The 14,675-nt window shown below is 65.2% G+C and carries 11 protein-coding genes; 2 read left to right on the top strand and 9 right to left on the bottom strand.

Annotated features, from left to right (window positions below; all coding sequences use genetic code 11):
- The first annotated feature begins 3 nt into the window (after positions 1-3).
- Positions 4-1,929: a putative nucleotidyltransferase substrate binding domain-containing protein gene (locus ACYQ2T_RS09895; protein ID WP_459900277.1), complete on the top strand. Its 1,926-nt coding sequence runs from the start codon at positions 4-6 to the stop codon at positions 1,927-1,929.
- A 13-nt stretch (positions 1,930-1,942) separates the two neighbouring features.
- On the top strand, positions 1,943-2,683 hold the full coding sequence (locus ACYQ2T_RS09900; RefSeq protein ID WP_459900279.1) for a 3'-5' exonuclease: 741 nt from the start codon (positions 1,943-1,945) through the stop codon (positions 2,681-2,683).
- Between the two features lie 3 nt (positions 2,684-2,686).
- Here ACYQ2T_RS09900 and ACYQ2T_RS09905 read toward each other — a convergent pair whose 3' ends face one another.
- The 9 genes from ACYQ2T_RS09905 to ACYQ2T_RS09945 all read right to left on the bottom strand — a co-directional run bounded on the left by ACYQ2T_RS09905 (position 2,687) and on the right by ACYQ2T_RS09945 (position 14,597).
- Entirely contained in the window at positions 2,687-3,244 is a 558-nt protein-coding gene (locus tag ACYQ2T_RS09905; RefSeq protein WP_459900281.1) for a biotin transporter BioY, read from the bottom strand.
- A complete protein-coding gene (gene bioB / locus ACYQ2T_RS09910) occupies positions 3,241-4,218 on the bottom strand; it encodes a biotin synthase BioB (RefSeq protein ID WP_459900283.1) in 978 nt (325 codons plus the stop codon). The genes ACYQ2T_RS09905 and bioB overlap by 4 nt, the downstream gene beginning before the upstream one ends.
- Positions 4,215-4,529, bottom strand: coding sequence for a helix-hairpin-helix domain-containing protein (locus tag ACYQ2T_RS09915; protein ID WP_459900285.1), 315 nt, complete (start codon positions 4,527-4,529; stop codon positions 4,215-4,217). Before ACYQ2T_RS09915 ends, bioB begins: the two co-directional genes overlap by 4 nt.
- 2 nt (positions 4,530-4,531) lie before the next feature.
- Complete coding sequence (gene cbiE, locus ACYQ2T_RS09920) at positions 4,532-5,749, bottom strand: precorrin-6y C5,15-methyltransferase (decarboxylating) subunit CbiE (protein ID WP_459900286.1); 1,218 nt, start codon at positions 5,747-5,749, stop codon at positions 4,532-4,534.
- Positions 5,746-6,846: a cobalt-precorrin-5B (C(1))-methyltransferase gene (locus ACYQ2T_RS09925; protein ID WP_459900288.1), complete on the bottom strand. Its 1,101-nt coding sequence runs from the start codon at positions 6,844-6,846 to the stop codon at positions 5,746-5,748. The genes cbiE and ACYQ2T_RS09925 overlap by 4 nt, the downstream gene beginning before the upstream one ends.
- 21 nt (positions 6,847-6,867) lie before the next feature.
- Positions 6,868-8,265, bottom strand: a complete 1,398-nt coding sequence (locus ACYQ2T_RS09930; protein WP_459900289.1) for a cobyrinic acid a,c-diamide synthase CobB — start codon at positions 8,263-8,265, stop codon at positions 6,868-6,870.
- A gap of 795 nt (positions 8,266-9,060) precedes the next feature.
- Positions 9,061-12,264 carry an ATP-binding protein gene (locus ACYQ2T_RS09935; protein WP_459900290.1) on the bottom strand — a complete coding sequence of 1,068 codons (3,204 nt, stop codon included), beginning with the start codon at positions 12,262-12,264 and terminating at the stop codon, positions 9,061-9,063.
- 15 nt (positions 12,265-12,279) lie between these two features.
- Positions 12,280-13,254, bottom strand: a complete 975-nt coding sequence (locus tag ACYQ2T_RS09940; RefSeq protein ID WP_459900291.1) for a substrate-binding domain-containing protein — start codon at positions 13,252-13,254, stop codon at positions 12,280-12,282.
- A 5-nt stretch (positions 13,255-13,259) separates the two neighbouring features.
- Positions 13,260-14,597 (bottom strand): ABC transporter substrate-binding protein, encoded by a 1,338-nt coding sequence (locus ACYQ2T_RS09945; protein ID WP_459900293.1) that lies wholly within the window; start codon positions 14,595-14,597, stop codon positions 13,260-13,262.
- Positions 14,598-14,675: the final 78 nt, after the last annotated feature.

Below are 14,675 nucleotides of genomic sequence, written 5' to 3' on the forward strand. Positions count from 1 at the left end.
GCTATGCACCGGGACGTGTTCGCGGCCCAGCCGTCGGAAATCATCCCCTTTTTAAAGGCAACGTTGCCCTTCTCCGAATTGGACGACGACGTCCTGCGGGAGTTGGCGCGCAAGTGCTCCATCGACTTCTACCCCAAGGGCACGAGACTGCTCACCCAAGGGGAGAGTGCGGTGGAGCATTTGCTTATTATCCAGCGTGGCGGCGTGCGGCTGTATTTGGTGCAGGAGCAGGGCGGGGACAAGCTGGTGGACTACCGCGGCGAGGGCGGCACCGTGGGCGCGCTGGGCATTATCCGCGAGAGTGTGGCCAGCCTGACGGCTGACACCATTGAGGATACCTTCTGCTTCAAGATGCCTGCACTGGTCTTCCGCCAGCTGGTGGAGACCCACCCGGCCATTGCCCGGCATTTTCTGCACAGCCTCTCGGAGCATTACGTCTCGCGCGCGTTTTCGGAACTGCGCCGCCAGCACGCGGACCTGTGCACGGACAGCCCGTTGTATTTGTTTTCCACCCGCATCGGCGACCTTATCCAGCGCGCCCCGCGCGGGGTGGAGCGGGGGGCGAGCATCCGCCGGGCCGCGCGGCGGATGCTGCGTGGCGGCATCGGCTCGCTGCTGGTGACCGAGGGCGAGGGCGGCGCTCCTGTGGGGATTGTCACGGACAAGGACCTGCGGCGCTGTGTGGCCGAAGGCGTGGACCCTGCCGCGCCTGTGGAGAGCATTATGAGCGCGCCGCTGGTGACGGCCAGCCACCGCGCTGTGTGCTTTGACGCCCTGCTGAGCATGATGGCGGCGCAGATTCACCACTTGGCTGTGGAGGAGGACGGGCGCGTGGTGGGGATGGTGACGTCCCACGACATCATGGTGCTGCAGGGCCGTTCCCCGGTGTATCTGTTCCGCGAGATATTGGCCCAGCGCCGGATTGAGGGGCTGTACGCCCTGTCGCAGAAGGTGCCGCTGGTGGTGGGGTCCCTTATTGAGGAGGGGGCCAAGGCCGGGAACATTACACGCATGATTACCGTGCTGAATGACCTGATTCTGGAAAAGCTGCTGACCATGCTCCAGGACAAGATGGGTCCGCCGCCGGTGCCGTTTTGCTGGATGCTCATGGGCAGCGAGGGGCGGCGTGAGCAGACCTTTCATACCGATCAGGACAACGCCATCATCTACACCGACCCGCAAGACGCGGACGAGGCCGCCAGCGCCGAGGCGTATCTGGCGCGCTTTGCCGATGCCGCGCGGGACCATTTGGGGCGCTGTGGCTACCCGCCGTGCCCCGGCGGCATGATGGCGTCCAATCCGCGCTGGCGGCGGCCCTTTGCGGTGTTTCGGGAGTTCTTTGAGGAGATGATGCTGCGGCCCGAACCGCAGGAAGTGCTCCACGCCACGATTTTCTTTGACTTCCGCCCCGGGTGGGGGCGCGCGGACCTTGGCGAGAGCCTGCGGCGGCACATCACCCTGCACGCCCCGCGCGAGGCTGTGTTCCTGCGGCATTTGGCGCGGGACTGCCTTGGCGCGCGCCCGCCGCTGTCGTTTTTCCGGAACTTCATTGTGGAGAAAAACGGCGAGCACAAGGACACGCTGGACCTGAAGGAGCGCGGGCTGGTGCCCTTTGTGGACTTTGCGCGGCTGTTTGCCCTGCGCCATGGCATTGCGGCCACCAACACGCTGGACCGCCTGCACGCCCTCGGCGCGCAGGAGCACGTAGCGCAGGACCTGTGCTCCGAGGCTACGGAGGCCTACGAATTTTTGATGCAGCTGAGGCTGGTGCACCAGATGCGCCAGATACGTGAGGAACGCGAACCGGACAACCGGGTGCGCCCGTCGGCGCTGACGGACCTTGAGAAGCAGACCCTCAAGGAGGCCTTTGGCGTGATTTCGGGCTTGCAGGGCTTTATTCGGGACGTGTTTCGGCTGAACATCGCCTGACAGGGAGGATGGTATGACGGCACCTGCCGCCACACGCGGGCGGAGCCTTGGGGAGCGCCTGTTGCGCCTTGTGGGCCTTGGCGCGTCCGGGCCGCTGGCCGAGCACCGGAGCCGGTACGCGGGGCTGGATCAGGACCGGCCCCTCACGGACTATACCTTTACGGTGCTGGATACGGAGTTGACGGGCCTGTCGCCGCGCACGGACGAGATTGTGTCCATTGGCGCGGTGAAAGTGCGCGATTTGTCCATTACGGCGGACAGCTTTTATTCGCTGGTGGCGCCGCGCGGCGGCGTGCCCAAGGTGTCTACCATGGTGCACCGCATCACGCCCGAGATGTTGCGCGGCGCCCCGCGCTTGCGGCAGACCTTTCCCCGGCTGATGGAGTTCCTTGGCGACTCGCTGCTTGTGGGGCACAACATCGGGCTGGATATGTCGTTTTTGAACCGCGCGGCGCGCGATATTCTGGGCGGGCGGCTGCGCATTCCGTGCGTGGATACCATGCGCCTTGCGCAGGTGTACGAGCGGGAGTGCTGGGAAAACTACTACGACCAGTTTGACTCGCGCGTGTCGTACCAACTGGGGGATTTGTCCGCGTCCTACGGCCTGCCAGCCTTTGACCAGCACAACGCCCTCTACGACGCCATGCAGACGGCCTACCTGTTTCTTTTCCTTGTGAAGAAATTGAAATCCGGTGGCATTGAGACGCTGCGCGATGTCTACCTCGCGGGGCGCAGTTGGCGGTGGTATCTGTAGGCGCTACAAGCGCAGCAGGCCGCGCCGCTGCATGTGGCGTGCGCAGGCCGCCGCCGCGACGATTTTGACCGCGTCGGGGAGGATAAACGGCGCGATGCCCACCATGGCGGCGCGCTCCATGGAGATATTGAGCACGGCGGCGAGGCGCCACGTGCCAAGGCCGTAGGCCACCACCAGTGCGGCCATGCCCCAGACAACGGCGTGCGCCCATGGGATGGGATTGCGGCGTCCGGCCATGCCCGTCAGCGCCGCTGAGCCCACAAAGGCCGCAAGGTAGCCGCCTGTCGGTCCCAGCAGATAGGCAAACCCCGCATTGCCCCCGGCAAACACCGGCAGGCCGATGATTCCCGCCATAAGGTACAGCGCCACACTCAGCGCGCCGTAGGCCGGGCCAAGGGCATACCCCGCCAAAAACACAAAGAACGGCTGCATGGAAAAGGGAATCGGCCCGATGGGGAAGTGCAGATACGCCCCCACGGCAATGGTTGCCGAGAACATGGCCGTCCACACCAGCCGGTGCAGGGATTCCAGCGTATGCAGGCTGTGCCCGGAGTGCGTCATGCGGGCTCCGGAAGAAGGCCGAGGGCGTCCATGTCCGCACGGTCGGCGGCCACGTCGTTGCCCTGCACGGTCAGGTAGTCGCCAATCATCAGTCCGCTGGCCCCGCACAGCAGGGGGCGCATGCGGTCCGCGCCAAACACGGCGGGGCGGCCGCCGCAGATGCGTATATGCTTGCTTGGCAGCATGAACCGGAGCAAGGCGATGATGCCCGCCGCTTCCCCGGCGCTGAGCAGGGGGCGGGAGGCAAGGGGCGTCCCCGGGATGGGGTGCAGGAAATTGACGGGCACGGAATGCACGCCAAGGTCCGCCAGCGTCCGCGCCAGTTCCGCACGCTGCTCCCATGTTTCGCCCATGCCGAACAGCCCGCCGCAGCAGACCATGAGGCCCGCGTCCACGGCGTCGCGCACGGTTTGCACGTCCTCGTCGTAGCTGTGGGTGGTACAGATGCTGGGGAAGAAGCTGCGGGCCGTCTCCAGATTGTGATGGTAGCCGGACAGGCCAGCATCGCGCAGGGCGGTGAGCTGGGCCGCGGTGAGGATGCCGACGCTGGCGTCGGCGCGCAGGCCAAGGTCGCAGATGCCGCGCACGGCGCGGAGCATTTCGTCAAAGTCCGCCTCGGACAGGCCCTTGCCGCTGGTGACGATGCTAAAGCGCGAGGCACCGGCGGCCTGCATGGCGCGGGCGGCTTCAAGGATGCGCTGCGCGCCCACAAAGGGATATTCCGGGCTGTTGACGCCGTGGTGGGCGGACTGGGCGCAGAAGCGGCAGTCCTCGCCACAGCGTCCGCTTTTGGCGTTGATGATGGAGCACAGGCCTACGGCCTTGCCAAAGGTGTGCTCCTTGATGCGCACGGCCTCGGCGTGGAGGCATGCGGCATCCTCTGCGGCTGCGCACGCAATGGCGCGCACGTCGTCGTCAGTGAGGGCCTTGCCGCCGAGGACGTCGTCGGCAAGGCGCGTGAAATGATGGGTCACGGGGTATCCTTCCAGTCCCACCAGCGCAGGCGCTGCGGGTCGCGTCCGCCTGCGGCGTAATACACCGCAAGGCGAAAGACATAGAGCACGCAGCGGTCCACGTGCTCCCCGCGCTGGCTGATGAGCCTGTCGTACATGTCCTGTGGGTTTTCACCGCGCAGGGCGTCAATATCCGCGTAGTCCAATTCCATAAAAACCTCCGCCAGCCGGGGGCCGACGGTGGGAATGATGCGGAAGACGTCCGGCGCGGTTTCCTTTTGGACCGGTATAGTCGGATTTGGGGTGGATGACAAATGCCGCGGCGGCGTCATGGCTATTCCAGCGGCTTGTCCGCGATGAGGGCGAACACGGGATTCTGCGCGGCAATGCGCAGGTCCCCGGCCAGCGGCGCGGATTCGCCGCCCTGGATGAGGGTGACAGAGTAGGGCCAGTCGTGCTCCTCCAGAATCTGGCGCGCGCGGGTGAGGGTATCCAGCAGTACGGCGTGGGCCACAAGGCGTCCGCCCGGGCGAAGGCGTTTGCACACGATGTCCAGCACGGTGTCGGCGTCCCCAGCAAGGCCGCCGCCGATGAAGATGCGGTCCGGCGTTGGCAGGTCGGCGAGGCAGGCGGGCATGGAGCCGTGCACCACGTCCACAAGGTAGGCGCCGGTGCGGCGGATATTCTCGCGTATCATGGCGACGCGGTTGGCGTTTTTTTCCACGGCGATGACGTTGCCGCGCGTGGTGAGGCTGGAGGCCTCAATGCCGATGGCGCCGCAGCCCGCGCCAAGGTCCCACATCACGGAGTCCGGGCGCAGGCGCAGGGCCGCAATGCCCACGGCGCGGGCAGGGCCCTTGGTGATGAGGTTCTTTTCGCGCATGAACAGATCGTCCGGGGTGCCGAGGCCGAGGGGGATTTGCGGTTCGGCCACGCGCTCCAGCAGCACAAGGTTGCGCGGGGAAAAGCTCTTTTTCCGAGCTTCCTCAAGGGTGTACTTGCCGATGCGTTCCTTGTCGCTTTCCAGGTCCTCCAGCACCCACATGCAGTGGGTTTCGCCGCTTTTGTCCAGAATGCTCTGGGCGATGGCCGAGGGGATGTTGCGGTTGTCCGTAAACACCGCCACCCAGTGGGCCTCAAGCAGGGCGCTGAACATGGGGCGGTAGTCGTTTCGGCCATGCAGGGACACGGTGCGGATGCCCTGCCACGGGATTTTCAGGCGCGCGGCCGCGGCTTGCAGGGTGGTGACGTTGGGGTAGATGCGCACGTCCTCAGGCCCAAAGCGCTCGATGAGCGAGGTGCCGATGCCGAAAAAGAGCGGGTCGCCGTCGGCAAGGACGACAACCTCAAGTCCGTCGGCCTGCCGCGCGGCCATGGTGGCGTACACCTCCTCCAGCGGGGCGGCGATGGGCAGCTTTTCGGCGGGGTGGCCGTCAAAGTGCTCCAGCAGGGCGCGTCCGCCCACCAGCACCTGTGCGTGGTCCAGCAGTGAGCGGGTGTCGTCGGGAAGGTTGTCCGGGTCCTGACCGAGGCCGATGATATGAATGGTCATGATGCGTCCTCCGATGTGACGTGGCAAAGGCGCGTGCCGTCGAAGTCGTAGACGTGGTATTCGATGCGGATGCCCGGTCCGGCAAGGGAAAGGGCAGCGCGCAGCGCGCGGTGTGCAATTGCCGTAACAATAGCATTTTTATGGGCATCGTTCACGAGAATTTCCAGAGCGTGGCGCGCGGTGTTGGCGCCGGCGATATCCCGGGCATGGCCGGGCTGTGCTCCAGCCTGTAGGCACCACTTGGCCAGCAGATCGAAATCGATGCGGTTGTCTTTGGCGTGGGTGTATTCGTAGCCCTGCGCCATCTTGACCAGCTTGCCGAAAAAGCAGCCGATGACGATGCGCGTCATGCCGTGCTGGCGGGCGCCGCGCAGGGCGCTGGCGAAAAAGTCCGCTATCTGCACGCTGGCGATGCGGGGGATGTCCGGCCGGTCCGTCAGCAGCAGGCGCTCTGTGCGCCCGCCGGTGGACAGGGCGATGGTGTGATGCCCTGCCGCGCGGGCCACGCTCAGGGCTTGATTGATGCTGGCTTCGTAGGATTCGTGGCTGTAGGGCTTCACCGTACCGCGCGTGCCAAGGATGGAGATGCCCCCAACAATGCCAAGGCGCCCGTTCATGGTGTGGGCGGCAATGGCCTCGCCGTCCGGGACCTCTATGGTCACGTCCACCGCGCCGCAAAAGTCTGTTTCGTCCATGGCCTCGCGCACGGCGTCTGCAATCTGCTGGCGCGGGGCGGGGTTGATGGCGGCCTGTCCGGGCGGGATGGGCAGGCCGGGTAGGGTGACGCGTCCAACGCCGGCGCCGCCCTCAAGGTGCACCTCGCCGCGTGGCCCGTCCGGCAGCAGGCGCACGACGGCGCAGATGGTGGCCCCGTGGGTGGCGTCCGGGTCATCTCCGCCGTCCTTGGTGACGCTGACGCGGATGGCGTTCCCTTCTGGCTCAAGGGCCGCGATGGGAATGCTCAGGCGGCCGGCGCGCGGGGTCGGCGTGTCCATGACGGCCCCGCGCCACCCGCGCACAAGGGCGAGGAATCCCGCCTTGGCTGCGGCTGCGGCTGCGGTGCCTGTGGTGAAGCCTTCTCGAAGATGTGTGGTCATGATGGTGGCCGCTGCGCAGCGTTACTCTGCCGCGCTCTGGGCTGTGTGGGCGCGGGCGGCGTCCACAAAGGCGCGGGCCGCGTCGGGGTTGGAGGCAAAGTGCACATGGATGTACGAGGCAAGGGTCTGGCGCAGGGCAAAGCCTTCCTTGGCGCCGGTCCAGCCGCGCCGGTCCATGACCTTGTAGACGGCGGGGATGTCCGCGTCCAGCGCGGAGGGCGAGGAGTAGTGGAATTCGTGCCCGCGCAGCATGGTCCATTCCGGCCCGAAAAAGGTGGACGCGGTGGTAACGGCCTCGCGGTAGCCCAGCGCGCGAAAGCGTTTGTCCATGGCTGCATGCATGGGAAAGACGCCCACCATGGGGTGCTCTGCACCCTCGGCGGTGGTGATGCCCCGCATCAGGTACATGAAGCCCCCGCACTCGGCGTACACCGGGGCATTGGCCTCGCTGAATCCGCGCACGGCGGCGCGCATGGCGGCGTTGTCTGAGAGCTGCGCCGCGTGCAGTTCGGGATAGCCGCCGCCAAGGTACAGGCCGCCAATGTCCGGGGGCAGGGCGGCGTCGCGCAAGGGGGAGAAGAAGACGAGCTGCGCGCCCGCGGCCTCAAGCTGGCGCAGGTTCTCGTGGTAGTAGAAGCAGAACGCCTCGTCGCGGGCTACGGCGATGCGCACGGGCTTTTCCGCCTGCGTGGGCGGGGCCGTGGGCGTCAGGTGGCGCTCGGGGCTGCGGTCCAGCAGGCGGCCAAGGTGGCAGCCGTCCTCCATCCACTGGGCCAGCTGGGTCACGGTGTCTTCGGGTAGGTGATGGTCCTGCGCGGTCACAAGCCCAAGGTGGCGCGAGGGCAGTTCAAGGCCCTCACGGCGGCGGAGCAGGCCAAGCAGTGGCGGCTGGCTGCCAAGGTGGTCTGGCAGGCCACGCAGTGCGTCGTCCAGGAGCTGGGCGTGGTTGTCGCTGCCAACGCGGTTCAGCAGAATGCCCGCAAAGTCGATGTCCGGGTCAAAGGCGGTGTAGCCGGTGACAAGGGCGGCGGCAGAGCGCGCCATGGAGCGCGCATCGGCCACCAGCACCACCGGCGCGCCAAGCCATTTGGCGATTTGCGCGGTGCTGCCGTCCTCGCCGGTGCCGGTGCGGCCGTCATAAAGGCCCATGACGCCCTCCACCACGGCGACGTCGGCATCTGCGGCTTCCCGCGCAAAGACCTCATGCACGGCGTCGTGTCCCATCATCCAGCCGTCGAGGTTGTGGCTGGGGCGTCCTGTGATGCGCTCGTGGTGGCCGGGGTCGATGAAGTCCGGCCCGCACTTGAAGGCCTGCACGGTGAGCCCGCGCCGCACAAGGGCGGCCATAAGGCCGAGGCTGGCCGTGGTTTTGCCGCATCCGCTGTGGGTGCCGGCAACGACGATGGTTCTGGTGGGCATAATCCGTCCTGCGTCCGTGGAAATGTGGAAGAAACGAGAGCGTCCGCACTGGATATATCGGAACACGCCGCGCACGAAAAGGGCAAGGCGGCGGGCAAAAAAACAAGCGGACCAAAGCCGCAGGGATGGCTTTGGTCCGCTTGGTAGGGAAATGATGCGAAATGGCTACTGCGTTTCCCGTGAAGCGGGAGGGAAAAAGGGCGGCGGCCGGGTGGAGGAGCCGCCGCCCCATGACATGGTTCTGCACTGCTACTGGAGGTAGGAGCTCAACAATGTGCCATGTCGGAGGTGCCTGTTGTCTGCGAAGCCGCCCGCTTGACGGCCCTGTGGGCCTGCGGCTTCGTTACGGCATGCGGGGCGTCGTCCGCGCAGACGCCGCCCTCGCTGTCTCCGTCTCCGGCAGGTGATGCTGGCAATGTGGTGTCGTGGAAGATGGCTCGTGCGCAGCATGCCTACTGCTGCGGGGGCGTCGCCATTGGAATGGTTGTTCTTCCGCGCCAAGGCCGGGAGGGTGCTTCATGCCGCATCGGCCCCGTGGCATCGCGTGCCGGGATGGAATGGATCTATGGAAAACATGCGACCGCAGTTGCTGTTAAACTGGAGCGCCGCACAATGTGTCGGCTGACTGACATATGTTTGGGCGGTTCGTCAAGCCCCTAGGCGCAATTTTCTTTCCTTGAGGGCATTTTCCGCTGGTGGTGGACGTGGTTCCGGTTTTTGCGGAGGATTTTGACGGTTTGCTTTGGGCAAAATTCGCCTAACCGTGCTCAGGGGGCTGGGGCGGGGCGGCCCTGCTCAGGGGCGGTTGTTGGCCAGCCACGCCGCGATTTCCTTGGCCGTATCCAGCGCGGCGTCGTAGTGCCCGCGTTGCAGTTGGCTGACAAAGGTGTCGCCAAGGGGCTGGAGCAGAGGCGGGAAGGTGGTTGGCGTTACATCACCAAGCAGGGTGCGTATGCCTTCGCTGTCGCCGCGCTGAGCCAGATGTTCTGCCCGCTCCAGCAGGGCCAGCAGACGCGTGGATGTGGTGTCGCGCCGGGTGGGGCGGTGCCCCTCGTGGGGGGCGCCGGGGGCGTCTGCATTTCCTGTGGGGACGTCAGCTTTTCGGGGTGGCTCCTCTTGGGCGTCCTGCTTCAGGGCGTTTTCGATGTCGCGCAGGGCGGTTTCGATGTCACGGATACGGTCTGTGTCCTTGTGCTGCGCCTGAAGCGCGGCGTCCAGCGCGGTGGCGGCCTGCTGGACGTCCGTAGCCACGACGTTTTCGGCCATGCCGATGAGGGACTGCATGACCATGCGCGCCTCACTGAACCGCTCCTGCTCCATGAGGGGCCTGAGGGTGGCGTCAATGCTGGAAAAGTCCTTCACGAGCCGGGCCAGAAGGGAGTGGTATAGCGTCCGGTCGCCTGCCGCGCGCCGCAGTCCTTCGCGCATGTCCACGCCGGGGATGCTGGTGGGCAGGGCGTCGCCGCCGTCCACGCGGCGGGGGAGCGCGCCGTCTTGTGGGGCGGGGGGAGCGTGCTTCGGACCGGGCGTTGTGGGTAAAATCCGCGACAGCGCAGCCACAAGGGAGTCCGCGGTGATGGGTTTCGTGAGCACGGCGTCTAAGTCGATATCCGGCGCGCGCTCATGCAGGACATTCTGCGGGAAGGCTGAGGCCATGATGATGGCCGTGTGTGGCGGTATGCCGGGATGGGTGCGGATGGCGCGTGTGGCGTCAAGGCCGTCCATGACGGGCATGGCCCAGTCCATGATGATGGCGTCAAAGGGCTGGCCCTCCTGCGCGGCCGTGGCCGCGGCGGTCACCGCCGCAGAGCCGTCCACGGCCTCATGGGCTTCAATGCTCAGGTGCGAGAGCATCTGCCGCAGAATTTCACGCGCGGTTGGGCTGTCGTCCACCACAAGGATGCGGTTTGGCGCGGTGTCGGGCAGGGGCGCATGCTGGCGCGTCCGGATTGGTGCGGTGTTGCGCGCCAAGGTGAGCGTCAGGGTGACGGTGGTCCCTTCCGCCGGGGCGGAGTCCAGCGTGATGGAGCCGTCCATGACGTCCACCAGCCGCGCGCAGAGCGCCAGACCAAGGCCGGTGCCGCCGTGTCTGCGGGTGGCGGTTTCATCGGCCTGCGAGAAGGGCACAAAGGCTTCGTCAATGCGCTGCTTGTCGATGCCGATGCCTGTGTCGGTAACGCTAAAGCGGAGGGTGACGGTTTCTCCTTCGTCCTGCTCCACCGCGATGGCAAAGACAACTTCGCCTTCCTCGGTGAATTTGATGGCGTTGTCCATGACCGCATCCAGAATTTGCGCCAGCTTGATGGGGTCGCCCACAAGGTCGAGGGGCAGGTCCGGCGGGATGTCAAAGACGAGGTCCAGTTCCTTGTCCTGCGCCTTGGGCGTTGATGTCGCACTCAGGCCACGGATGATGTCGTCCAGTGCAAAGGGCACCGAATCGAGTTCCATGGCCTGACTCTCAAGGCGGGAAAAGTCCAGAATATCCTCCACCAGCCGCAACAGGTGCAGGGCAGAGGAGTGCATCTTTTCCAGATAGTCCTGCTGCTTGTCCGAGAGTTCGGTCTTTTGCAGCAGGTGCCCCATGCCGATGATGGCGTTGAGCGGGGTGCGTATCTCGTGGCTGATGTTGGCAAGAAAGTTTGCCTTGGCCTGTGCGGCCTGTTCGGCGGCGTCCTTGGCGATGAGCAGGGCGTCGGCGGTTATTTTGCGCTGGGCGATTTCGTCCTGCAGCTTTTCGTTGGCAAGGCTGAGTTCCTGCGTGCGGGCCTGCACGCGCTCCTCCAGTTCATTGCGCGAGCGCATGAGCGCTTTGTAGGCATTGTCCAGGCGGGTGGCCATGTTGTTGAAGGCCGAGGCAAGGGTGCCCAGTTCATCGCGCGAGGTGACGGCAACCGTGCGCGTAAAGTCTTGCGTTTGGGCGATTTCCGTCATTTGGCGGCTGATGGTGGCCAGCGGCTTGGTCACGGCGCGTCCGGCGGCGATGGCGAGAATCATGGCCAGAACAAGGCCGATGCCAAGGCCTGTGAATTCCAGCAGGATGACGGCCTGTGAGCGCTTGGACAGCGCCGTGCGTGAGGCCAAAGTGGCAAGGCGGGCCGCTGGGATGTCTTGATTCCGCAGGGCGGTGGCCAGCGCGTAGAAGGGGGTGCCCGCCGCCGAGGTCTCGACCATGGCGTCCGGGCTTGCCGTGCTGGGGAGCATGCCGTCCATGAGGATATAGGGCGCGTTGGAGGCGAGCAGGGTGCCGTTGGTGGCAAAGATGGCCGAGGCATTCCCCTGAAAGGATTTTTGCTCCGCAAGCCAATCGTCGGTGATGTGGCGGTGCAGCAGGATAGCCCCGAGGGTGGCCGTGTGCTCCTGCAACGTCTCTGGGTCCAGAACAGGGGCGGTGATGGGGGCGACAGCTTCAAGGACAAGCCCGCTGGGCTGGATCGTCCAGTCCACATGCATCCCCACGGGTATGGACAGGTGGTGGGGCAGGTCGCTGGTGGCGGGGACGGGCTTCCACCGTTCGCGGGTAAAGCGGATATAGGCCGAGGGGTTCAGCGGTGCATAGTGCACCGGCCCTTCCTGTTGGGGCACCACAAGGCGCATGGAGTCCTGCGTGGCGTAACCGCGCAGGCCATCCGGGGTGTAGAGGGCCACAAGGTCGTAGAGCTTGGCCCGCCCAACGGTTTGGAGCGACCGGACAATGCTCAGGTACAGGTCCAGCAGGACGTCGGTGTTGCTTTTGTCCAGTTCATAGGCCGAGCGGGCGCGGTAGATAAGGCTTCGGTCGCTGACTTGAAGCTGGAGGGTGCCCTGCATGTTTTGCCGCAGGGACTGCAGGTTTCTGTTGACGGTCTCCAGCTGAGTTTGCAGGTCCTTGCGCGTGGTTTTGCGGTCCTCCTTCAGCAGCACAAGGGTGGACATGCTCCCGCCAAAAAGCGCAACGGCAAGCGCTGGCAAAAATGCCAGAACGAGGAGCTTCATCCGAAGGGAGCGGCGAAGGGGTCTCACTGCGCTGTTCTCCGTCTAGCGGATGCCCTGCCGGGCAAGGTCCTGAACCGCTTGTACGTTGGTTTTGTCCACAATGCCGACACCGGTGTTGATGTCCGTTGGGGTCAGGGCGTAACGCGCCGCAAGGTTGAGCAGTGTTACGGCCATAAAGCTCTGCATGTAGGGCTGCTGGTCAATGGTGAACGCCACAACGCCCGCTTCTATGAGCTGTACTGTCTGTGGCGACAGGTCAAAGCAGCCAACGTACAGGTCGCGCCGCTCCTGCAGCAGGCCGACGAGGGCATGGGTCACCACCGGCCCAAGGCTGAACAGGGCCGAGACGTCCTTGTGCCGCTCCAGATAGTTGCGCATGGCGGAGACGGCCAGCGCCGGGTCGGCGGTCATGTCCACAACGTCCACATTGAGGCCCTTGGGCTCCAAGATGGAGCGCAGCCCGCGCAGGCGCGCCATAATGCCCGGCACGCCAAACTGCTGCGCGGCAACGCATACCCGCCCCGTGAGCTTGCCGGAGGCCAGCGCCTGCCGCGCCGCCCGTTGCCCTGCGGTAAAGTCGTTCATGCCGATATAGGCGAGGAAGGGCGTTGTTGTGCGGTCTACATCCGTGGGGATGGAGTTGAAGATGACAACGGGAATGCCGCGTTGTTTGGCCGCCTTGAGCGAGGGGGTGAAGGCCGTTGGGTGCGAGAGGGTGGTGGCAATGCCGTCAGGTTCCGCAAGGATGGCCTGCTCCAGCAGTTCGCGCTGGCGCATGATGTCGTTGGGAAATTCCGGGGCAAGAATGTGCAGGTCAACGCCGAGGCGCTGTGCGGCGTCGCGCGCGCCCTTGAACTCAATGCCCCAGAAGGGATCGCCCGCACCGGCATGGCTGATGAGAAAGATTGTCGGCTCCTTGGCCTGTGCCGGGGCAAGGCTGAGGAGAACAAAGAGGCAGGTGGCAAGGGCCGCAAGGCCGCAGGAAACGCAGGCTGTTTTGGGCGCAGTGTGTGGCATGACCGTTATCCTTTGGTCGTGAGTTCGCTCCACCGGGCGAGCAGGTAGCGGCTTTCGTCCATGAGGGAGTTCCAGCAGGCGATGCTGCTCATCCTGTCAATGTAGGAGCCGCCGTCACGCCGCTCGCCGGGCTGGGCAATGACCAGTCCATGCGGACTGACGATGGGTTTGGTGGCGGGCTCTCCTTCCATCCAGTAGGCCCACTCGTGCGGCTGCATGGCCTTGTGCATGGTGGCGGGGACGGAGGGGTAGTAGCCTTGCCGCCCGAGGAAGGCCCCAACCCACCCCGAGAGGAACCAGTTCATAAACGCGTAGGCGGCGTCCAGCTTGGCGCCATTAAGGGCGCGGCTGAGTCCCAATCCGTAGCACCAGCCCCGGTGTCCCTCGGCCAGTGGGGGATAGGTACAGGCAATGCCGTGCTGGCGCACCTGCGTCACCGCCGGGGACCACATGGACTGGATGACCACATTGCCCGAGGCCATAAAGTCCACGCTTTCGCCAAAATCCTTCCAGAAGCCATAAAAGTGCCCGCGCCGCTTCAGGCGCAGCAAGTGGCGCATGGTGGCGTCAATTTCCGCGCGGGTCATGTTGGCTTTGTCTTGATAAGTGATGCGTCCTGCGGCTTCGAGGGCAAGGGCGGCGTCAAGGATGCCCACGCCCGGGCGGCTGACAAGGGCGGTGCGTCCGGCAAACTCTGGGCTGAGGAGTTCGCGCCACGAGGTAATGGGCCGCCCAACAAGGTCCGGGCGTACGCCAAGGGTGTCCGCGTTGTACATGGTGGGCACAAGGGCCATGTGGCTGGTGGGACCCGGGGCAAAGGCGTCAGGAGCGTTTGGGCGCAGGTACAGGTGCGTATAGGGCGCGCCGCCCTGGGTGGACAGCGTAGTGTCCCCGAGGCTGCCGTCCGTAAAGATGGTGGAGAGGCGGTCGTATTCGTCTATACGCTTTGTCTCGATGGGGGTCAGCATCTGCAGGCGGACAATGGTGTCGATATTGCCGAAGTCGAGGTCGACCACGTCAACGGACTTGGGCCGGGTGATGGCGCGCCGCATGTTGTCATGGATGGTATTGGCGCGCTCCATGCGGATGGTGATGCCAAGGTCCTTCTGCGCTTGCTTGGCAATTTCCCGGTATCCGCTGACGTTGGAGGCCAAATAGGTGAGTGAGATGTCTTTTTTGGCCCATACAAGGGGGCCGTCCAGAAGTATGGCACCAGCGGTGACGGCCGCCATGCGCAAAAAGCGCCGCCGCGTCATGTGGGCGCGGCAAACGGCCCGTGTCGCCGGGGCGAAGCGGCGCGCCGCAAGGCGGCGCCTGCTGGAGGTGCGGTCGTTGTTGTCCATGCAGCCTCCGGGAATGCCGTTTGGGAGTGACTGGAAGCGTCAACACACGTCAATGCCTGAGTATGCCATAGGCGCGCG

Source organism: Desulfobaculum senezii (assembly GCF_054657395.1).